We start from the raw sequence: 19,123 nt of genomic DNA, 5'->3' as shown, positions 1-19,123 counted from the left end.
CAGTCGGCGGATCACTCGGTGGAATTAGCCGACCGGGTTGGGGACCTTCTTGGTGCCGTCCGAGCAGCTCGGATAGACCGCCCGGCGGACGCCCGCGGAGACCAGGTCGGCGCAGGCGGCGGTGCCCTCGCCCTTGAGGACGACCGACCAGGTGCCGTCGCTCGCGGACCCCCAGATCTCCCACCAGCCGGGGTTGCCGGCGTACTGCGGGCACGTGGGGGTCATGTCGCCCCAGCTCGCGTCGACGTACGCCTGGGTGGGGATGGTCCGCTTGACCCGGACCTGGGCGATGCCCTGGCAGCCCAGCTCGTCCTGGAACTGGTCGTGCCACATCTGGGTGAGCTGCTGCTCGGCGAAGCTCACCAGACCCGTGGGGGCACCGGGCAGCGCCTCGGGGGAGACCGGGAGCTGGAGCAGGCTGGTCTTGTCGCTGTAGCGGGTGACCGTGACCGGGTCCGCCGTCGGGCTCGCCTCGGCGGTGGGGGTCTCGCTGGCCTCCCTGGCCTCAGGCGTCGTGCTCGGCGCGGCGGCGGCGGTGCTGATCGGGGCCGCCGTGTGGGTGCGGTGCCTGGTCGGGCTCGCGGCCGGGGTGGCGTCGGAGTCCGAGGGGAGCAGGCCGCAGCCGGTCAGAAGGACGGCGCCGACCGCGAGGGCGATCGGAAGTGAGCGAGCGCGCGAGCCTGCCCGTGGTGCGGGCGAACAAGGACCGAGGCGCGAAGCACCGATGTGACGTACGAGACGCATGGGACAAGCATGACAGGTCCCGCGCTCAGAGGTCGGGCAGGCGCAGGTCGAGGTTCGGCTGCTGGATCCCGCCGTCGACCTCGAGCAGCTTGCCGGTGACGAAGCGCCCGGCGGGGGAGGCGAGGTAGACGATCGCGGCCGCGACGTCCTCGGCCTCGCCGATCCGGCCCAGCGGCGTCGCGGTCTCCATCTCGTGCTTCGTGTCCGGGTTGCCGGCGACGTACTCGAGCGCGCTGGTCATCACGGACCCGACCGCGATGCTGTTCACCCGGATCCGGGGTGCGAGATCGGTCGCCGCGAGCCGGCTCCAGTGGGCCAGCGCGGCCTTGGCCGTGCCGTACGCCAGGTAGCCGCGTGCGGCCGTGCGCCCGAGCATGGAGCTGATCGAGATGATCGACTTCTCGCCCTCGGCGTCCTTCAGCATGAGGGGGACCGCAGCATGGCTGAGCGCGTGCGCGGTGGCGACGTTGAAGTGGAAGGCGTCCTCCAGGTAGGCGACGTCGGTGTCGAGGAACGCGTTGGGGATAGTGCCGCCGACGTTGTTGACCACGTCGTCGACGCGGCCGAAGGCGTCGTACGCGCGCTGCGCGAGCGCGGCGGTGGCGTCGGTGTCCGCCAGATCCGCCGGTACGCAGAGCGCGCGGCGCCCGGTCTCCTCGATCCGGGCGGCGACCTCGTCGAGCTGGGAGCCGGTGCGTGCCGAGACGACGACGTCGGCCCCGGCCTCGGCCAGGGCGAGCGCGGTCGCGGCGCCGATGCCGCGCCCGGCGCCGGTGACGACGGCGACGTGGTCGGTGAGACGGAAGCGGTCGAGGATGCTCATGGGGTGACTCCTCCGGGAGTGGTCGCGACCAGGCCGCGGCCGGTGATCAGGGGCAGGTCGAGCGGCGAGACCAGCCCCGGGGCGGCGGCGACCACGGCCGGGACGGCGTTGATCAGGCGCTGTGCGGTGACGACCATCCCGGAGACGTTGTGGTCCCCGTGCTCACCGTGGTGGCTCAGCTCCATCGACATCCGCGGCTCGCCGGTGATCTCGATCCGGTAGCAGCCGTCGCCGGCCAGTGGTGTCGGCCAGTCCGGCTCGAGGTCGGGGGCGGTCCGGGTGACGTGCTCGAGCACGATCCGCGGCACGCCGTCGACGGTGCCGACGACCCGGAAGCGCACCGAGGCCATGGTCCCGGCCGCGATCTCGACCGATGCGGTGCTGATGTCGCGCGGCGCGGGGCGCCGCTCGACCCTCTCGACGAGGGGCTCGTCGAGGCTGACGCCGAGGCCCGCGGCGAGCAGTCGCACGACCGGGCCCCAGGCCATCCCCAGCACGCCCGGCTCCCACAGCATGGGCCGGGCGTCCATCGGCTGGCCGAAGCCGAAGATCTCCCGCATCACGACGGGCTGGTAGTAGGTGGAGTAGTCGGCGATCTCGCTGACCCGCACCGTGTCGATCCGCTGCGAGAGGCTGCTCAGCACCAGGGGCAGCACGTCGTTGGCGAAGCCGGGGTCGATCCCGTTGACGTGCAGGCTCGCGCCACCGGTGCGGCCGGCCTCCTCGATCGCGTCGATCATCGCGTCCGGCAGCGTGCCGCGCGGATGGACGAGCACGACCGGTCCCGAGGAGACGACGTCGATCCCGGCGCGCAGGAAGGACGTCAGGTCCTCGATCGCCTCGAAGACGCGGTCGTCGGTCATCGCGGCGTGGACGATGCAGTCGGGCTTCGACGCGAGCACCGCGTCGCGGTCGGTCGTCGCGAGGACGCCGAGGTCGCGACTCAGGCCGGCGAGGCGGCCGGCGTCGACGTTGTCCTTCTCCGGCGTCGAGGTCCAGACGGCGACCAGGTCGAGATCCGGATGGGCGTCGACGCCCGCGATCGCGTGCCGGCCGACGGTGCCCGTCGACCAGACCGCGACCCGGAGCGGGCGCGCTGGTGTCACCTGCGTCATGCCCGAACGCTAGAACAGGTTCTACTTTCTGGGAAGGGGCGAGCCGGATCGATAGGGTCGCGGTCCGATGACACCTGTACTCCGCGACGCCTGGCGACTGGCGGTCGGCACCCTGACCGCGGTGCCCGTACGCCCGCCCGTGACCGTCGACCGGCGCCGCGCCGGACTGGCCATGGTGCTGGCCCCGCTGGCGGTCGTCCCGCTCGGGCTCCTCGTCGCGGTCATCGGGTACGTCGCGGGCGCCCGCTCGGGGCTGACCCCGCTGACCGCGGCCCTGCTGGCCATCGGCGCGCTCGTGCTCGGCAATCGCGCCTTCCACGTCGACGGCCTCGCCGACACCGTCGACGGTCTGGCCGCCTCCTACGACCGCGAGCGCGCGCTGGCCGTGATGAAGACCGGCACATCGGGCCCGGCGGGCGTCGTGGCGATCGTGCTCGTGATCGGCCTGCAGGCCTCCGGGCTGGCGGGAGTCCTGTCGGGACCCGACCCGGTCGCGCGGGCCCTCCTCGCGGGGCTGCTCGTCTGCGGCTCGCGCGCAGCCCTGGCGCTGTGCTGCGCGCGCGGCGTGCCGTCGGCGCGCCCGGGTGGGCTGGGGGACACGTACACCGGGACGGTGCCGGTGCTCGCCGCGGCGGCGATCTGGGGCGGTCTCGCGCTGGCGCTCGCCTGGCTGGTGCCGTCGGTGGAGATCGACTGGTGGCGCGGGCCGCTCGCCGTCGCCCTCGCCGCCGCGGTCACGATCATCGTGATCGCGCGGGCGATCCGCCGGCTCGGGGGAGTGACGGGTGACGTCTTCGGCGCGGCCGTCGAGCTCGCGCTGGCCACGCTCCTGGTGGCGCTCTCCTAGCTCGTGGTCAGAGCGTGAGCACGCGGCCGGCGATCACGAGGTGGACCTCGTCGCAGGCGGCGGCGAGCTCCTGGTTGACCAGGCCGAGCAGGTCGCGGAAGACCCGGCCCGAGCGGTGGGACGGCACCACGCCGAGGCCGACCTCGTTGGTGACCAGCACCGTGTCGGCCGTGCGGGCGGCCAGCGTCTCGATGGCCTTCGCGAGCTCGGCGCGCACCAGCCCGGTCGCCTCGCCGGTCGAGGCCTCCCAGAGCGCGTGGTCGTCGAGGAGCGCGGTGAGCCAGGTTCCGAGGCAGTCCACGATCACCGGACCTTCGGTCGCCAGCCCGGTCGCGAGGTCGTGGGTCTCCAGGGTCGTCCACGATGCGGGACGGGCGGCCCGATGGGCGGCGATCCGCTCGGCCCAGTCCGCGTCGTCGGACACCGGCCCGGGGGCCACGTACGCGACCGCTCCGGCGGCCGCGAGCAGCGACTCGGCGTGCCGCGACTTCCCGGAGCGGACTCCGCCGGTGACCAGGACCTTCACGCGCCCAGCTTCCAGGAGTGCAGCAGGCGGCAGTCGTCGTTGGCCCACCACTGCAGGTCGAGCCGGTCGAGCCGGACGGCCAGCGGCAGGGTCTCGCCGAGGCGCTGGCTGACCGTGTGGGGCGTGATCGTCGGCGCGGTCTGGTCGAGCGTGAGGTGCGGAGTCGGGTCCGAGTAGGCGCCGGCGTACGGCGGGTGCTCGGGGAAGGCCTCCCACAGGCGCGCCGTCAGGTCGCGGATCGGGTCCTCCGGCACCGGACGCAGGTGGATCAGCCCGTCAGGGAAGGCGTGCACCGCGCCGAGCGTGACGTCGAAGGGCTCGATCTCGTCGACCACCTCCGCGACCCGGTCCAGGTCGACGGTCGTCGGGTCGCAGACCCACGGTCCGAGCACCGTGATGTGGGCGTGCACGAACCCCGGATCCGTGGACACGAACGACGCGTCGTAGTGCTCGGTTCGCTCGCGTACCCACCCATCCAGCTCCGGCACTGGGAAGGCGATCACCGTGTGGCCAGTCATCCCGAGACTCCTCTCCGACGGCGAAAACGCTATCAGTGAGTACCGGTTCTACCGGGTCCTTGGAACCGGCGCGTGGTCCCGGCCGATCCGGGACCTAGTCCCCAAGACGCTTGTCTCAGGCCGCCCGATGCCGGACCCTACGGTGCAGCGACGATGACGTCCTGGACGGTGCTGGAGGGTGGATACCGGTGGGGAGTGCGGCTGGGGGGCGACTCGGTGCGCGCCTGCGCGCCCGGGTGGGCGAGCAGGCGGTGCGTGACCGCGCCCTCAAGACCCTCTCCGCGGGCACGGACGTCCTGCTCAAGGCGCGTGACGAGGCCGACCTGATCGCCACCATGTGCGCGACCGTCGTCGACACCGGCGGCTACCGCTTCGCCTGGTACGGCCGGGCCGGCAACGACGAGGAGGGCACCGTCAGCCCGGTCGCCGCGGCCGGCGGCGCCAAGGCCTACCTCGACGGCATCCGGATCACCGTCGCCGAGGGTCCGTACGGCAACGGCCCCACCGGGGTGTGCCTGCGCACCGGCGCGGTGCATGTGCAACCCGACCTGCAGGGTGCCTCGGCCATGGCACCGTGGCACAGCCGGGCGCTCGCCTCCGACATGATCTCGGCGATCTCGCTGCCCATCTACTGCGAGGGTCAGCTCGACGGCGCCCTGACGGTCTACGGCCGCACCCGCGACGAGTTCGACGCCTCGGCCCAGAGCCTGCTCGGGCGCCTCGCCGAGCAGTTCGGGTACGGCCTCGGGCGCCTGCGCGACCAGGCGCGCTTCCGGATGCTCGCCGAGAACGCCACCGACGTGATCTACCAGTCCGACCACGACGGCCGGATCACGTGGGTCTCGCCGTCGGTCACGGCGGTGCTCGGCTACGAGCCGGCCGCCCTGTTGGGTACCGCGTGCCACCTGCTGGTCCACCCCGACGACCAGCCGACGCTGGGTGCCGCCCTGCGCGGTGCGTCGAGCGCGGGGGAGATGCCGCCGGTGCGCTACCTGCATGCCGACGGCGCGTACCGCTGGATGGATCCGCGCGTGACCGTGACCCCGGCCCTCGGGCCCGGTGGGGGCGGCGCGATCGTCGGCCTGCGCGACATCACCGCCGAGCACGAGGCCCGCGAGGAGCTGGCCTACCGGGCGTTCCACGATCAGCTCACCGGTCTGCGCAACCGCGCCTCCATCGTGGCGATCCTCGAGCGCGCGGTCGAGCGGATCCGCGACGACGCGCGGACCGTCGCCGTCCTCTTCATCGACCTGGACAACTTCAAGGTCGTCAACGACTCGCTGGGTCACGGCGCCGGCGACGTCGTGCTGGCCCGGGTCGCCGAGCGGCTCGCCGCCGCCCTGGGGCCGACCGAGCACGTCGGGCGCTTCGGTGGCGACGAGTTCGTGGTCGTGATGCCCGCCGTCCGCGACCATCTCGAGGTGGAGCGGACCGCCGAGTGGATCCAGGCCGCGCTCGCACCCGACCTCACCCTGGGGGAGCAGAGCATCCACTCCTCGGTCTCGATCGGCATCGCGCTGGCCGGCCCCGAGGCGACCGCTCAGAGCCTGCTGCGCGACGCCGACGCCGCGCTCTTCGAGGCCAAGGCCGGCGGTCGCGACCGCTGGCACTTCTTCGACGACGAGCTGCGCGCCCGGGCGCTCGAGCGGATGACGCTCGAGGCCGAGATCCGGGATGGCGTACGCCGTGGCGAGTTCGTCGCGTACTACCAGCCGATCGTCGACCTGCGTGACGCGCGCGTCATCGGACACGAGGCGCTGGTGCGCTGGCACCACCCCGTCCGCGGCGTGGTGATGCCCGGCGACTTCATCGGCGTGGCCGAGGCGAGCGGCCTGATCAGTGAGATCGGGCGCCAGGTGCAGGACCAGGTGCTCGCGATGCTCGCTGAGACGCCCCTGCCCGGCTACGTGAGCGTCAACGTCTCACCGGTCCAGCTGCGCCAGTCCGGCTGGGCGGCGGCGCTGATGGACGCGATCGAGGCGTTCGGCGTCGACCCGCGCCGGATCGCGATCGAGGTCACCGAGACGGCTGTCCTCGACGTGGCGGTCGAGGTGGTCGAGGACCTTCACCGGCTGCGCGCAGACGGCATCTCGATCCTGCTCGACGACTTCGGCACCGGGTTCTCCTCCATCTCGGTGTTGCGCGACCTGCCGGTGAGTGGGCTAAAGCTGGACCGCTCGTTCGTCAGCGAGGTCCGCGGGGTCCGCGACACCTCGACCGTCCTGGTCCAGGCGATCGGGAGCCTGGCGACGAGCCTCGAGCTCTCCTCGGTCGCCGAGGGTGTCGAGACCGAGGCCCAGCGCGAGGTCCTGCTCGAGCACGGCTGGCTGGTCGGTCAGGGCTATCTCTTCGGCCGCCCCGCGCCGGAGCCCCGGCTCGGTCAGGTCGTCGGGGTCTGAGACCGGCGTAGTCCGCTCAGGCGCCGTCGGGGAGCAGGTCCGCGACCAGCGCCTCGAGGTCGATGTGATCGCTCTCCGAGCCGAACGGCACCACATCGGTCGTGCGGTCGACGAACCCGCGCAGCAGGTCGGTGTCGGCGTGCACGCTGGCGAAGCCGCCGGGGGCGACGAACTCGAGGACGGTGATCGCCCGGCCGTCCTCGTCGATGCTGGGATAGATCCGGACGTCCCCGTCGCCGGACGGGGCGGACATGCCGGCACGCAGCAGTGGGCGGCCGACCAGCCAGGTCGCGAAGGTGTCGCCGTCGCCCGCTGCGAGGGCGAACGTGATCGCGACCGCGTACGGGTCCTCGGCGCCGTAGGCGAATCCCAGGATCACCTCCGCGCTGTGGCCCCGTTCGTCGTAGCACCGCAGTGCCATCTCGGCGAGGACCATGGGGCGGGCCTCAGCAGGGCTGCGGGGATCGAAGCTGGCGCTCATCGGATTTTCTTTCTATCCACTCGGTCTGACCATATGGTCAGATATGCGAGTGTGAGAGCCGCGGACGCTCACCGATATCGCGAACGCGCACGTTGGCTATCGGAAAGGCGCAGAGTGCGGCCGAGGAGCGCTCAGCGATGTGCGGCCAGGTGCGCGGACGGCGTCACGCCGTATCGCTCCTTGAAGGCCGCGCCGAACTCGCCGAGATGGAAGATGCCGCAGGAGTAGGCGACCTCGGTGACCGACAGCGCGACACCGGACCCCAGCAGCGCGTGTGCGCGCTGGATCCGCTCCGCCTTGAGCCACTGGCCCGGCGTCGTGCCGAGCTCGCCGCGGAAGGCCTCCTGGAGGCTCCGGACGCTCACGCCGCAGGCGGAGGCGACGGCGACGATGCTGAGCGGCTCGGCCAGGTGGTCGTGCATGTAGCTCGTCGCCGCACGGACCCGGCGTGCGGCCGTGGCGTCGCGTCCGGCCTGGAGCTGGGCGGACCTGCTGTTGGGCTGACCCAGGATGAGCGACTCCACGATGACCTGCTCCATCTGCCACAGCAGATGCGGCCTGCCCTCGGCGACGCCCGACGCCGTCAGGTCGATCGCGGCCTCGATCATCGCGGAGAGGCCGCCGACCGACGCCGTCACCTCCAGGTCGAACAGCACCGGGCCGGTGGTACGGGTCAGCGCCGAGGCGACCGACTCGACCTGCTGGCGGGGGAGTCGCAGGATGATCTGGTCGCAGGCGGCGTCGAGGTCGTAGCCGAAGTCGCGGCCCGGCCCGACGATCACCGCCCGTGTCGGCGTGCCCAGCGCCTCGCGGCCGTGGTGGCGGACCAGGGCCTCACCAGCGATCGGGAGGCTGAGGAGGTAGTCGTCGGGCTCGGCGTCCCCGGGGCGCAGGCCCACCGCGGTCCCGTACGCCAGCCGGGTGGCGGACTGCTCGCCGATCCGAACCTGCCAGAGGTGGGCGTCGAGCGCCCCGCCGCGCAGCCCGAGCCGGTGGGGTCGCAGCGCCTTCGACCCGAGATCGGCCGCCTCGTCCGGGTCGGCTGAGGCGAGCAGGAGGGTGCCGTTCTCGACGATGCTGTGTGCGAGATCGCGTGTGCCCATGGCCCACCCATTGTCGGCCGATCATGCGAAAGAACCGCCCGCCGGCCTGGGTGATTACCCAATTCCGGGGGCGGTTCTCATGCCGCGCCTTCGGCAGGATTCGAACCTGCGGCACCTGGTACCGGAAACCAGTGCTCTATCCCCTGAGCTACGAAGGCATCCACCGTCGAGCGGTGTGATGGAGACCCTACAGCCACCGGGGGAGGAGGGTGAAACCGGCCCGGCCGGGTGTGAGCGTGATCCACGGCCGGTTATCGGTGCAGGGGATCAGCGGGTCCGCCGATAGGCTTGGCGGGTGACCCCCGAACAGCTCTCCGCCACGATCGTCGACGTCCTGACGAGCCTGTCCGAGGAGGGCTCGCTGAGCCTTCCCGACGGCGTCCCGACCAGTGTGACGGTGGAGCGCCCGCGCCAGAAGGGCCACGGCGACTACGCCACCAACGTCTCGATGCAGCTGGCCAAGAAGGCCGGTACGAATCCGCGCGCCCTCGCCGAGCTGATCGCCGAGAAGCTGCGCGCCTCGGCGGGTGTGTCCGCCGTCGAGATCGCCGGCCCGGGCTTCCTCAACATCTCGGTGGAGGCCGGCGCCCAGGGCGCCCTCGCGGCCGACATCGTCGCCGGCGGCTCCTCGTACGGCCACACCGAGACGCTCGCGGGGCAGAAGATCAACGTCGAGTTCATCTCGGCCAACCCCACCGGCCCGCTCCACCTCGGCCACACCCGCTGGGCCGTGCTCGGCGACGCCATCGGCCGGGTGCTCTCGGCCGCCGGCGCCGATGTCACCCGCGAGTTCTACATCAACGACCGCGGCGTGCAGATGAACCACTTCGCCAGCTCGATCATCGCCTCGGCCACCGGAGCGGAGAAGCCCGAGGACGGCTACGCCGGTGCGTACATCGACGAGCTGGCCAAGGCCGTCGAGGCCGCCCGCCCGGGCATCTTCCAGCTCTCGGAGGGTTACGGCGAAGGCGAGCGCCTCGCCGCGGTCCGCGAGGTCGGCTACGCGATCCAGCTCAGGGAGCAGCAGGAGCAGCTCGCGTTCTTCAACACCCACTTCGACGTGTGGTTCAGCGAGCTGTCCCTGCACGAGGAGGGCCAGGAGACCGGTGGCGTTCCGAACACGCTCGCGCGCCTCAAGGACCTCGGCCACGTGTACGAGGAGGGCGGCGCGCTGTGGATGCGGACCACCGACTTCGGTGACGACAAGGACCGCGTCCTCATCAAGAGCGACGGCGAGCTGACGTACTTCGCCTCCGACACCGCCTACTACCTCAACAAGCGCGCCCGCGGCTTCGACCACTGCATCTACCTGCTCGGCGCCGACCACCACGGCTACGTCGGCCGCCTCAAGGCGATGGCCGCCTGCGTCGGCGACGACCCGGCGAAGACGCTGGACGTGCTCATCGGCCAGCTGGTGAAGATCATGCGCGACGGTGCCGAGGTCAAGCTCTCCAAGCGTGCCGGCAACATCGTCACGCTGCACGAGCTCGCCGAGGAGATTGGCGTCGACGCGCTGCGCTACTCGCTGGCCCGCTACCCGGCCGACAGCCCGCTGACGCTCGACATCGCCGAGATCACCAAGGCCTCGAACGACAATCCGGTCTACTACGTCCAGTACGCCCACGCCCGTACGTGCCGGATGATCGCCAACGCGACCGACCTGGGCATGACGCTCGACGACGCCCTGGCCACCTTCGACCCGAGCCTGCTCGCGCACGACCGCGACGGCGACCTGCTGCGCGCCCTGGCCGACTTCCCGCGCGTGGTCGCCAGCTCCGCCGAGCTGCGCGAGCCGCATCGTGTCGCGCGCTACCTCGAGGACACCGCCTCGACCTTCAACAAGTGGTACGACACCAAGGAGTGCCGCATGCTGCCGCAGGGCGACGAGCCGGTCGCGCCGGCCAACCTCGCGCGTCTCGTGCTGGTGCACGCCACCCGCACCGTCATCCGCAACGGCCTCGACCTGCTCGGCGTGACCGCCCCGGAGCGGATGTAGACCATGCCTCCTGCCTCCATGCTCGGCTGCGCGCCGACCACCGTGCACGCTGGCGGCGTTGTCGTCAGTCGCCGTGGCTCCGCCACGGCTCCCTCCTCCGCCGTGCCATCGCACGCGTTGGCCGACGCTCGCCACGAGCGAGAGACAGGAGCCATGGTCTGATGGCGCGCTCCGTCCCGCCGGGCGACTTCGCCGGCACCTCGCCCGTCTGGCTGCGTGAGCCCTCCGACGCCAACGCGCTCGTGCCGGTCCTCTGGCCGCGCACCGCGACCAAGGTCGACGGTCTGCTGCACGTCGGCGGCATGTCGGTGGCCGACGTCGTCGCCAACGTCAACACCCCGGCCTACCTCCTCGACGAGGAGGACTTCCGTACGCGTGCCCGCGCCTTCCGCGACGGCTTCGCCGACTACGACGTCTACTACGCCGGCAAGGCGTTCCTGTCCGTCGCGGTCGCCCGCTGGGTGGCGGAGGAGGGCCTCTGCCTCGACGTCTGCTCCGACGGCGAGCTGTCGGTGGCGCTGCGCGCGGGCGTCGAGCCCGCCCGGATCGGCTACCACGGCAACAACAAGTCCGCGATGGAGCTGCGCCGCGCCGTGCACGAGGGCGTCGGGCGGATCATCGTCGACTCCTTCCACGAGATCGAGCGCGTCGCCGACGTCGCTGCGCAGCTCGGGGTGCGCCAACCGGTGATGATCCGCGTGACCGCGGGCGTCGAGGCGCACACCCATGAGTTCATCGCCACCGCGCACGAGGACCAGAAGTTCGGCTTCTCGATCTCCTCCGGCGACGCGTACGAGGCGGCGAAGGCCGTCCTCACGCACGCCTCGCTCGACCTGCGCGGTCTGCACAGCCACATCGGCTCGCAGATCTTCGACACCTCCGGTTGGGAGGTCGCGGCCCGCCGTGTCCTCGCCCTGCACGCCCAGATCGCCAACGAGCTCAACCACGCCATGCCCGAGCTCGACCTGGGCGGCGGCTTCGGCATCGCGTACACGACGCAGGACGACCCGGCAGAGCCCGCCGATCTCGCTGCTCGGATCACCGCGATCGTCGAGGCCGAGTGCCACGCGCTCCGGATCGCCAAGCCGCACCTGTCGATCGAGCCCGGCCGCGCCATCGTCGGCTCCTCGATGTTCACCGTCTACACCGTCGGCACGGTCAAGTCGGTGACGCTCGACGGCGGCGCGAGCCGCACGTACGTCTCCGTCGACGGCGGGATGAGCGACAACATCCGCCCGGCGCTCTACGACGCCGACTACTCCGCCACGCTGGCCTCGCGCTCCTCGGACGCGACCCCGGTGCTGGCGCGCGTCGTGGGCAAGCACTGCGAGTCGGGCGACATCGTGGTCAAGCACGAGTTCCTGCCCGGCGACGTCGCCCCCGGCGACCTGATCGCGGTGCCGGGCACCGGCGCGTACGGCCGCTCGATGGCGTCGAACTACAACCACGCCCTGCGCCCGCCGGTCGTCGCGGTCAAGGACGGCGAGTACCGGGTGATCGTCCGCCGCGAGACCGAGGACGACCTGCTCGCCACGGACATGGGCTGATCCCGCCCTATCGCCGTGACAGCGTGTGCACGGGCGGCGCGTGATCGACCACGGTCGTCCTGACCGAGGTCAGCATGGTCGTCTTGTCGGCGTCGAGACCCGGTACGTCCGGGAAGTCGGGGTCGGTGCCGCGATCGCCGACGTACGCACCGGTCGCGGTGTCGAAGATCATCTGGAAGTGCCGGCCGCGCGCGCCGATCGCGATCCCGTCGTGCCCGGCGGGCGTCGTCACGCCCTCCTCGACGACCATGTCCGGGCTCTGCGCCAGGGCGCTGAAGAGCGCACTGCGGACCGAGGCCGGGGCGAGGCCGCTGCGCAGCACCTCGCTGTAGCCCTCCTCGAACTCGTAGGCCATCCCGCTGCCCTCGCCGCCGTGCTCCGTGCGGATGGCCCGCAGAGCGCCTGCGGATCGCGGGGGAGCGAGGCGTACAAGTCAGGGTCGTACGCGCAAAGGCAGACATGTGCGCCGCGGAGGCGGGTACAGGAGTGGCCCCCAGCACTAGGAGGAAACGATGGGTCTGGACGACAAGATGGGCAACAAGGCCGAGGAGCTCAAGGGCGAGGCCAAGGAGCGGATGGGCGGCGCGACCGGAGACGAGTCGATGCAGGCCGAGGGCAAGACCGACAAGGCCAAGGCCGATCTCAAGCAGGCCGGCGAGAAGGTGAAGGACGCCTTCAAGTGAGCTGACGCTCTCTGAACTCACGACGAGGCCGTCACGTCCCGCTCAGGCGGGGACGTGACGGCCTCGCCTATGTCTGCGGCGGCGGCTCCCAGCGCACCGCGCCGCTTCCGGCCGAGGCGAACTCGTCATCGGGGTTGTAGAGCGCGCACGCCTCCAGGGACAGACAGCCGCAGCCGATGCAGTTGTCGAGGGAGTCGCGCAGCCGCTCCAGCCGACGGATCCGATCGTCGAGGTCCGCGCGCCAGGTCGCGGAGAGCGCGGCCCAGTCCTGCCTGGTGGGGGTACGGCCGTCGGGCAGGGTGTCGAGCGCGTCGCGGATCTGCCCGAGCGGCAGGCCGAGGCGCTGGGAGACGCGGATGAAGGAGAGCCGCCGCAGCACGTGTCCGCCGGTCGTCGCCGGTTCAGCCCTGACCGCCACCCGCCGATACCCTTGTCCCCGTGACGACTCCTGCTGCCTTCGGTTCCGCACGCCCGCTCGGCGTGGCCCTCCTGGGCTGCGGCGTCGTCGGCTCTCAGGTCGTCCGGCTGCTGCACGAGCAGGCCGCCGACCTGGAGGCGCGGATCGGCGCCCCGGTCGAGCTCAAGGGCGTCGCCGTACGCCGGCTGGACGCGCCCCGCGAGGTCGAGATCCCGGCCGACCTGCTCACCACCGACGCCACTGCGCTGGTCGCGCGCGACGACGTCGACATCGTCGTCGAGGTCATCGGCGGCATCGAGCCGGCGCGTGGCCTCATCCTGAGCGCGCTCGAGAACGGCGCCTCGGTCGTCACCGCCAACAAGGCCCTGCTCGCCGAGGACGGCGCCACCCTCTTCGCGACCGCCGAGAAGGCCGGCCGCGACCTCTACTACGAGGCCGCCGTCGCGGGCGCCATCCCGATCCTGCGCCCGCTGCGCGACTCGCTCGCCGGCGACAAGGTCACCAAGGTGATCGGCATCGTCAACGGCACCACCAACTACATCCTCGACAAGATGGACACCTACGGCGCGGGCTTCACCGAAGCGCTCGCGGAGGCCCAGGAGCTCGGGTACGCCGAGGCCGACCCGACCGCCGACGTCGAGGCGTTCGACGCCGCCGCGAAGGCCGCGATCCTCGCCAGCCTGGCCTTCCACACGAAGGTCGTCGGCACCGACGTCCACCGCGAGGGCATCACCGACGTCACCGCCGCCGATGTGGCCTCGGCCAAGGCGATGGGCTGCGTGGTGAAGCTGCTGGCGATCGTCGAGCTCAAGGACGGCGCGGTCAGCGCGCGCGTGCACCCCGCGATGATCCCGCGCGAGCACCCGCTGGCGAGTGTCCGCGACGCGTACAACGCCGTCTTCGTCGAGGCGGAGTCCGCCGGTCAGCTCATGTTCTACGGCCGCGGCGCCGGCGGCGACCCGACCGCGTCGGCCGTCCTCGGTGACCTCGTCACCGTCGCCCGCAACCTGGTCGCGCAGACGCAGAGCGTCGCCGCATCCTCCTACGCCGACCGCGCGATCCTCCCGATGGGGCAGACCGTGACCCGCTACCACGTCGCGATCGACGTCGAGGACCGCGCGGGCGTGCTCGCCACCATCGCGAGCGCCTTCGCCGAGCACGGCGTGTCGATCCAGACCATGCGTCAGGAGGGTCGCGACGACGAGGCTCAGCTCGTGGTCGTCTCCCACGACGCGACCGATGCGCAGCTCGCGGCCACCGTCGAGCACCTGCGGAACCTGGATGTTGTTCGCGACGTCACCTCGGTGATGCGCGTCGAGGGAATGAACGGATGACCAGCATGACGAGCACCAACGGCCAGTGGCGCGGACTCATCGAGGAGTATCGCGAGCTCCTCGACATCCCGGCGGGCACCCCAGCGATCACGCTGGGTGAGGGCGGCACGCCGCTCGTGCGCTCCGAGTGGCTCTCCGGCGTCACCGGTGGCGAGGTCTGGATCAAGGTCGAGGGCGCCAACCCGACCGGCTCGTTCAAGGACCGCGGCATGACCGCCGCGATCTCGGTCGCCGTCCACGAGGGCGCCAAGGCCGTCGTCTGCGCCTCGACCGGCAACACCTCGGCCTCGATGGCGGCCTACGCCGCCAAGGCCGGCATCAGCCCGATCGTGCTCGTCCCGGACGGCAAGATCTCGGCCTCCAAGATGGCCCAGGCGCTGGTCCACGGCGGTCAGGTCATCCGCGTCCGCGGCAACTTCGACGACTGCCTGCGCCTCTCGCGCGGCCTGGCCGAGAACTACCCGGTCGCACTGGTCAACAGCGTCAACCCGGTGCGTCTCGAGGGCCAGAAGACCGCCTCGTTCGAGATCGTCGACCGTCTCGGCGACGCCCCCGACTTCCACCTGCTGCCGGTCGGCAACGCCGGCAACATCTCGGCCTACTGGCTGGGCTACGTCCAGTACAAGGACGCCGGCCGCGCGACCAAGACCCCGGTCATGCGCGCTTTCCAGGCCGCCGGCGCGGCGCCGCTGGTGCTCGGCCACCCGGTCGAGAACCCGGAGACCCGCGCCACCGCGATCCGGATCGGCAACCCCGCGTCCTGGAAGCTCGCCGAGGCCGCGCGTGACGCCTCCGGCGGCCGCTTCAAGGCGCTCAGCGACGAGCAGATCCTCTCCGCCCAGGCCCAGCTGGCCCGCAACGACGGCATTTTCGTCGAGCCCGCCTCCGCCGCCGGCGTCGCGGGCCTGCTCGACGACGTCGCCGCGGGCGACGAGATCGCCAAGGCGTACGCGGGCAAGGTCACCGTCATCACCGTGACCGGTCACGGCCTCAAGGACACGATCACCGCGCTCGAGTTCTTCGGCGAGATCCCCGACATCGTGGTCGACGCCGACATCGACGCCGCCGCTGCGGCCGCCGGCCTGATCTGATGGCCTTCGCGGCGGGGCCGGTCACCATCACGGTGCCGGCCACCTCGGCCAACCTCGGCCCCGGCTTCGACTCGCTCGGCCTCGCCCTCGACCTGCGGGACACGCTGGTGGGGGAGGTCCTCGAGGCCGATCTGGTCGTCGAGGTCGACGGTGCGGGCGCCGACGGCGTCCCGCGCGACGAGTCGCACCTCGTCGTCCGCGCGATGCGCGCCGCCTTCGAGCGCCTCGGTGGCCAGCCCGCCGGGCTCCGGCTCAGCTGCCACAACGTCATCCCGCACGCCCGCGGCCTGGGCTCCTCCTCGGCCGCGATCGTCGGCGGCATCGTGCTCGCCCGCGCGCTCGTCGTGGACGGCGCCGCGCTGATGGACGACGACGCCGCCTTCAGGCTCGCCGCCGAGATCGAGGGCCACCCCGACAACGTCGCCCCGGCGATGTACGGCGGCTTCACCATCTCGGGACACGAGCCGGGTCCTGATGGCGTCGAGGAGTTCTACTCGGTCCTCTCGCCGGTCGCCGCCGGGATCAGCGCCGTGGTCTTCGTCCCGCCCACGGGTGTGGAGACGAAGGTCGCCCGCGGCCTTCTGCCGGCCAGCGTCCCGCACGCCGATGCCGCCGCCGACGCCGGTCGTACGGCTCTGCTCGTCGCCGCGCTCGCCGGCCGGGCCGATCAGCTGCTGCGCGCCACCCGCGACTACCTGCACCAGGACTACCGCCGCCCCGCCATGCCGGGCTCGCTCGCTCTGGTCGACGCGCTGCGCGCCGACGGCGTCCCGGCCATCGTCTCCGGTGCCGGTCCGACCGTGCTCGCCTTCGTGACCGGTGTCGACGGTGACGCCGACGCAGCATCGCTGCTCGCCCGTACGCCGGACGGATGGGCCTCCCACGCGCTCGCGCTCGACCTGGACGGCGCGCGCACCGAGGGCTGAGGATCCGGCCGCCGCGAACGGCGGCCCGACCGGACTGCGGAGTGGCGGAATGATCGGCGCCGCGCCGGTGCTACATTGTCAGCGCCCCGGGGTACCGAGGCGCCGCACCGTTCGGTGCAACCCTCCCTCCGCTTCCGCGCAGATCTGCTCTGCGCAACCGATGAGACCTACCGGTCCGCCATCGGGGAGGAAGGTCGACAACAGCCGTCGGCAGCACGTCGTGCCGCCCGGCTCTGATACGTGAAGGAATCACGTGACTGAGATGACCGAAGCCGCCGCGCCGAAGAAGAAGGCAGCCGGCGGACTCAACTCCATGCTCCTCGCCGATCTCAAGGCGATGGCCAGCGGCATGGGGATCGCCGGCTCCGGCGCCATGAAGAAGGCGCAACTGGTCGATGCCATCAAGACTGCCCAGAGCAGCCGGCCGACCCAGAAGCCGGCCGAGAAGACAGAACCGAAGACGGATGCCGGTGCGAGCACCGCACCCAAGGTGACGACGCGTACGCGCGGCTCCAAGGCCGCGGCAGCACCGCAGACCGAGGCCGCTGCGGCGAAGCCGGAGCAGGACGCCGCACAGGACGCCGGGCAGGACGCCGGGCAGAACGCCGGGCAGGTCGAGAGCAAGCCGCGCCAGCGCCAGCGCCGCGCGAAGGCCGACGCCGTCGAGGCCAAGCAGGCCGAGCCGCAGCACGCCGAGCCGACCGACAAGGGCGAGCAGGCTGACAAGGGCGACCAGGGCGACCAGGACGGCCAGCGCCAGCAGCGCCGCCAGCAGCAGAACCAGAACCAGCAGAGCCAGAGCCAGGGCCAGGGCCAGCAGGGTCAGCACCAGGGCCGCCAGCAGAACCAGGGCCAGCAGAACCAGCCGCAGGGCCAGGGCCAGGGCCAGGGGCAGCAGGGTCAGCACCCGGGCGACGACGAGGACGGCGGCAGCCGCCGCAACCGTCGCCGTCGGGGTCGCGACCGCGACCGCCCCGTCGGCGCCGCGCGCGGCGACATGGACGTCGAGATCCGCGAGGACGACGTCCTCGTCCCCGCAGCCGGCATCCTCGACGTGCTGGACAACTACGCCTTCGTCCGCACGTCCGGCTACCTGCCCGGCGCCGACGACGTCTACGTCTCGCTCTCCATGGTCCGCAAGCTCGGCCTGCGCCGCGGCGACGCGATCGTCGGCCAGGTGCGCCAGCCCCGCGAGGGCGAGCGCAAGGAGAAGTTCAACCCGATGGTCCGCATCGACAGCGTCAACGGGACCGATCCCGCCAACGCCGCGGGCCGCGTCGACTTCTCCAAGCTGACCCCGCTGTACGCCAACGAGCGCCTGCGGATGGAGACCAACGCCGAGAACCTGATCGGCCGCGTCATCGACATCGCGGCTCCGATCGGCAAGGGCCAGCGCGGCCTCATCGTCAGCCCGGCCAAGGCCGGCAAGACGATGGTCATGCAGTCGATCGCCAACTCGATCACCGCCAACAACCCCGAGTGCCACCTCATGGTGGTGCTGGTCGACGAGCGGCCCGAGGAGGTCACCGACTTCCAGCGCTCGGTCAAGGGCGAGGTCATCGCGAGCACCTTCGACCGCCAGCCCGCCGACCACACCATCGTCGCCGAGCTCGCGATCGAGCGCGCCAAGCGCCTGGTCGAGCTCGGTCACGACGTGGTCGTGCTGCTCGACGGCATCACCCGCCTGGGTCGTGCGTACAACCTCTCGGCTCCGGCCAGCGGCCGGATCCTGTCCGGCGGCGTGGACTCGGCCGCGCTCTACCCGCCGAAGAAGTTCTTCGGTGCCGCGCGCAACATCGAGAACGGCGGCTCGCTGACCATCCTCGCCACCGCGCTCATCGAGTCCGGCTCGAAGATGGACGAGGTGATCTTCGAGGAGTTCAAGGGCACCGGCAACATGGAGCTGCGGCTGCGCCGCGACTTCGCCGAGAAGCGCCTGTTCCCGGCGATCGACGTCGTCCAGTCCGGCACGCGCCGCGAGGAGCTCCTGCTCAGCAAGGAGGAGCTCGCCATCGTGTGGAAGCTGCGCAAGGTGCTTGCCGGCCTCGACGGCCAGCAGGCGCTCGAGCTGCTGCTGGAGCGGATGCGCAAGACGCACAGCAACGTCGAGTTCCTGATGCAGATCGCCAAGACGACGCCCGACGCCTGACAGCAGCGGTGGCCGGATCGCCGAGGGAATTGGTTGCCGGCCACCGTTGTTCGTACCATTGCCTGTCGGTCCCGGTTCACGTCGCGCAGCCCGCGCTGGACGACCCGGGACCATTGAGAGATGAGGACACCATGAAGACTGACATCCACCCGACGTACGTCGAGGCCCAGGTCACCTGTACCTGCGGCAACACGTTCACCACGCGCTCGACCAAGGCCGACGGCGTCATCCGCGCCGACGTCTGCAACGAGTGCCACCCGTTCTACACCGGCAAGCAGAAGATCCTCGACACCGGCGGCCGCGTGGCCCGCTTCGAGGCTCGCTACGGCAAGAAGAACTAGCGTCCTCCGAGCGCCCCCCTTCCCCCTCGCCGGCGGGGCGGGGCGCCGCGCTTCCCCCCCCCCCCCCCCCGCCCCCCCGGCG

At 71.7% G+C, this 19,123-nt stretch carries 19 protein-coding genes and 1 tRNA gene; 10 read left to right on the top strand and 10 right to left on the bottom strand.

All coding sequences use genetic code 11. The features are described from left to right. Positions 1-24: 24 nt before the first annotated feature. From KSO98_RS05715 to KSO98_RS05705, 3 genes are read right to left on the bottom strand one after another with little or no spacing between them, the layout of a single operon-like run. Complete coding sequence (locus tag KSO98_RS05715; protein WP_225284063.1) at positions 25-744, bottom strand: hypothetical protein; 720 nt, start codon at positions 742-744, stop codon at positions 25-27. A gap of 25 nt (positions 745-769) precedes the next feature. Continuing rightward, the gene (locus KSO98_RS05710) at positions 770-1,567 is read right to left on the bottom strand and encodes an SDR family oxidoreductase (protein ID WP_225284062.1); all 798 of its coding nucleotides are present in this window, start codon (positions 1,565-1,567) and stop codon (positions 770-772) included. Then, a complete protein-coding gene (locus KSO98_RS05705; RefSeq protein WP_225284061.1) occupies positions 1,564-2,682 on the bottom strand; it encodes an NAD(P)H-dependent amine dehydrogenase family protein in 1,119 nt (372 codons plus the stop codon). Before KSO98_RS05705 ends, KSO98_RS05710 begins: the two co-directional genes overlap by 4 nt. A gap of 67 nt (positions 2,683-2,749) precedes the next feature. Between KSO98_RS05705 and KSO98_RS05700 the strand changes: the two genes are divergently transcribed. Continuing rightward, positions 2,750-3,529, top strand: coding sequence for an adenosylcobinamide-GDP ribazoletransferase (locus KSO98_RS05700; RefSeq protein ID WP_225284060.1), 780 nt, complete (start codon positions 2,750-2,752; stop codon positions 3,527-3,529). 7 nt (positions 3,530-3,536) lie between these two features. Here the strand turns inward: KSO98_RS05700 and KSO98_RS05695 are convergent, their stop codons facing one another. Beyond that, positions 3,537-4,055, bottom strand: coding sequence for a bifunctional adenosylcobinamide kinase/adenosylcobinamide-phosphate guanylyltransferase (locus tag KSO98_RS05695; protein WP_225284059.1), 519 nt, complete (start codon positions 4,053-4,055; stop codon positions 3,537-3,539). Then, positions 4,052-4,573, bottom strand: coding sequence for a 2'-5' RNA ligase family protein (locus tag KSO98_RS05690; protein ID WP_225284057.1), 522 nt, complete (start codon positions 4,571-4,573; stop codon positions 4,052-4,054). Before KSO98_RS05690 ends, KSO98_RS05695 begins: the two co-directional genes overlap by 4 nt. 188 nt (positions 4,574-4,761) lie before the next feature. Between KSO98_RS05690 and KSO98_RS05685 the strand changes: the two genes are divergently transcribed. After that, on the top strand, positions 4,762-6,972 hold the full coding sequence (locus tag KSO98_RS05685) for a putative bifunctional diguanylate cyclase/phosphodiesterase (RefSeq protein ID WP_225284055.1): 2,211 nt from the start codon (positions 4,762-4,764) through the stop codon (positions 6,970-6,972). Between the two features lie 16 nt (positions 6,973-6,988). On the opposite strand, the gene KSO98_RS05680 is transcribed toward KSO98_RS05685, so the two are convergent. From KSO98_RS05680 to KSO98_RS05670, 3 genes are all read right to left on the bottom strand, one after another. Continuing rightward, entirely contained in the window at positions 6,989-7,453 is a 465-nt protein-coding gene (locus KSO98_RS05680) for an SsgA family sporulation/cell division regulator (protein WP_225284053.1), read from the bottom strand. A 131-nt stretch (positions 7,454-7,584) separates the two neighbouring features. Continuing rightward, positions 7,585-8,556, bottom strand: a complete 972-nt coding sequence (locus tag KSO98_RS05675; protein ID WP_225284051.1) for an AraC family transcriptional regulator — start codon at positions 8,554-8,556, stop codon at positions 7,585-7,587. Positions 8,557-8,641: 85 nt separating this feature from the next. Further along, positions 8,642-8,714: transfer RNA gene (locus KSO98_RS05670), tRNA-Arg, on the bottom strand. 137 nt (positions 8,715-8,851) lie between these two features. Between KSO98_RS05670 and argS the strand changes: the two genes are divergently transcribed. Then, the gene (argS, locus tag KSO98_RS05665) at positions 8,852-10,552 is read left to right on the top strand and encodes an arginine--tRNA ligase (protein ID WP_225284050.1); all 1,701 of its coding nucleotides are present in this window, start codon (positions 8,852-8,854) and stop codon (positions 10,550-10,552) included. A gap of 161 nt (positions 10,553-10,713) precedes the next feature. Further along, positions 10,714-12,099, top strand: coding sequence for a diaminopimelate decarboxylase (gene lysA, locus KSO98_RS05660; RefSeq protein ID WP_225284049.1), 1,386 nt, complete (start codon positions 10,714-10,716; stop codon positions 12,097-12,099). 7 nt (positions 12,100-12,106) lie between these two features. Here lysA and KSO98_RS05655 read toward each other — a convergent pair whose 3' ends face one another. Beyond that, positions 12,107-12,454, bottom strand: coding sequence for a hypothetical protein (locus KSO98_RS05655; protein WP_225284048.1), 348 nt, complete (start codon positions 12,452-12,454; stop codon positions 12,107-12,109). 157 nt (positions 12,455-12,611) lie between these two features. Here KSO98_RS05655 and KSO98_RS05650 point away from each other — a divergent pair, with 157 nt between their 5' ends. Beyond that, entirely contained in the window at positions 12,612-12,782 is a 171-nt protein-coding gene (locus tag KSO98_RS05650) for a CsbD family protein (protein ID WP_225284047.1), read from the top strand. Between the two features lie 67 nt (positions 12,783-12,849). Here KSO98_RS05650 and soxR read toward each other — a convergent pair whose 3' ends face one another. After that, entirely contained in the window at positions 12,850-13,200 is a 351-nt protein-coding gene (gene soxR / locus KSO98_RS05645) for a redox-sensitive transcriptional activator SoxR (protein ID WP_225284046.1), read from the bottom strand. 20 nt (positions 13,201-13,220) lie between these two features. On the opposite strand from soxR, the gene KSO98_RS05640 reads away from it, so the two are divergent. The 5 genes from KSO98_RS05640 to rpmE all read left to right on the top strand — a co-directional run bounded on the left by KSO98_RS05640 (position 13,221) and on the right by rpmE (position 19,041). After that, positions 13,221-14,534 (top strand): homoserine dehydrogenase, encoded by a 1,314-nt coding sequence (locus tag KSO98_RS05640; protein WP_225284045.1) that lies wholly within the window; start codon positions 13,221-13,223, stop codon positions 14,532-14,534. 5 nt (positions 14,535-14,539) lie between these two features. Then, the gene (thrC, locus tag KSO98_RS05635) at positions 14,540-15,625 is read left to right on the top strand and encodes a threonine synthase (RefSeq protein ID WP_225284044.1); all 1,086 of its coding nucleotides are present in this window, start codon (positions 14,540-14,542) and stop codon (positions 15,623-15,625) included. Beyond that, complete coding sequence (gene thrB, locus KSO98_RS05630) at positions 15,625-16,551, top strand: homoserine kinase (RefSeq protein ID WP_225284042.1); 927 nt, start codon at positions 15,625-15,627, stop codon at positions 16,549-16,551. Before thrC ends, thrB begins: the two co-directional genes overlap by 1 nt. 262 nt (positions 16,552-16,813) lie before the next feature. After that, positions 16,814-18,700 (top strand): transcription termination factor Rho, encoded by a 1,887-nt coding sequence (gene rho, locus KSO98_RS05625; protein ID WP_225284151.1) that lies wholly within the window; start codon positions 16,814-16,816, stop codon positions 18,698-18,700. Between the two features lie 131 nt (positions 18,701-18,831). Next, a complete protein-coding gene (rpmE, locus tag KSO98_RS05620) occupies positions 18,832-19,041 on the top strand; it encodes a 50S ribosomal protein L31 (protein ID WP_225284040.1) in 210 nt (69 codons plus the stop codon). Positions 19,042-19,123: the final 82 nt, after the last annotated feature.

Source organism: Nocardioides nematodiphilus (assembly GCF_020216525.1).
In the GTDB taxonomy this organism is placed as follows: Bacteria; Actinomycetota; Actinomycetes; order Propionibacteriales; family Nocardioidaceae; genus Nocardioides; species Nocardioides nematodiphilus.
Note: the sequence above shows the minus strand (reverse complement) of the source record. Positions and strands in the feature narration are given on the sequence as shown.

Excerpts from the sequence above, each read along its gene's own strand:
- thrB (WP_225284042.1), top strand. The coding sequence starts at position 15,625 with ATGGCCTTCGCGGCGGGGCCGGTCACCATCACGGTGCCGGCCACCTCG.
- KSO98_RS05650 (WP_225284047.1), top strand. The coding sequence starts at position 12,612 with ATGGGTCTGGACGACAAGATGGGCAACAAGGCCGAGGAGCTCAAGGGC.
- KSO98_RS05705 (WP_225284061.1), bottom strand. The coding sequence starts at position 2,682 with ATGACGCAGGTGACACCAGCGCGCCCGCTCCGGGTCGCGGTCTGGTCG.
- KSO98_RS05690 (WP_225284057.1), bottom strand. The coding sequence starts at position 4,573 with ATGACTGGCCACACGGTGATCGCCTTCCCAGTGCCGGAGCTGGATGGG.
- KSO98_RS05710 (WP_225284062.1), bottom strand. The coding sequence starts at position 1,567 with ATGAGCATCCTCGACCGCTTCCGTCTCACCGACCACGTCGCCGTCGTC.
- thrC (WP_225284044.1), top strand. The coding sequence starts at position 14,540 with ATGACGAGCACCAACGGCCAGTGGCGCGGACTCATCGAGGAGTATCGC.
- KSO98_RS05680 (WP_225284053.1), bottom strand. The coding sequence starts at position 7,453 with ATGAGCGCCAGCTTCGATCCCCGCAGCCCTGCTGAGGCCCGCCCCATG.
- lysA (WP_225284049.1), top strand. The coding sequence starts at position 10,714 with ATGGCGCGCTCCGTCCCGCCGGGCGACTTCGCCGGCACCTCGCCCGTC.
- KSO98_RS05700 (WP_225284060.1), top strand. The coding sequence starts at position 2,750 with ATGACACCTGTACTCCGCGACGCCTGGCGACTGGCGGTCGGCACCCTG.
- rpmE (WP_225284040.1), top strand. The coding sequence starts at position 18,832 with ATGAAGACTGACATCCACCCGACGTACGTCGAGGCCCAGGTCACCTGT.
- KSO98_RS05655 (WP_225284048.1), bottom strand. The coding sequence starts at position 12,454 with ATGGCCTACGAGTTCGAGGAGGGCTACAGCGAGGTGCTGCGCAGCGGC.
- KSO98_RS05715 (WP_225284063.1), bottom strand. The coding sequence starts at position 744 with ATGCGTCTCGTACGTCACATCGGTGCTTCGCGCCTCGGTCCTTGTTCG.
- rho (WP_225284151.1), top strand. The coding sequence starts at position 16,814 with ATGACCGAAGCCGCCGCGCCGAAGAAGAAGGCAGCCGGCGGACTCAAC.
- KSO98_RS05675 (WP_225284051.1), bottom strand. The coding sequence starts at position 8,556 with ATGGGCACACGCGATCTCGCACACAGCATCGTCGAGAACGGCACCCTC.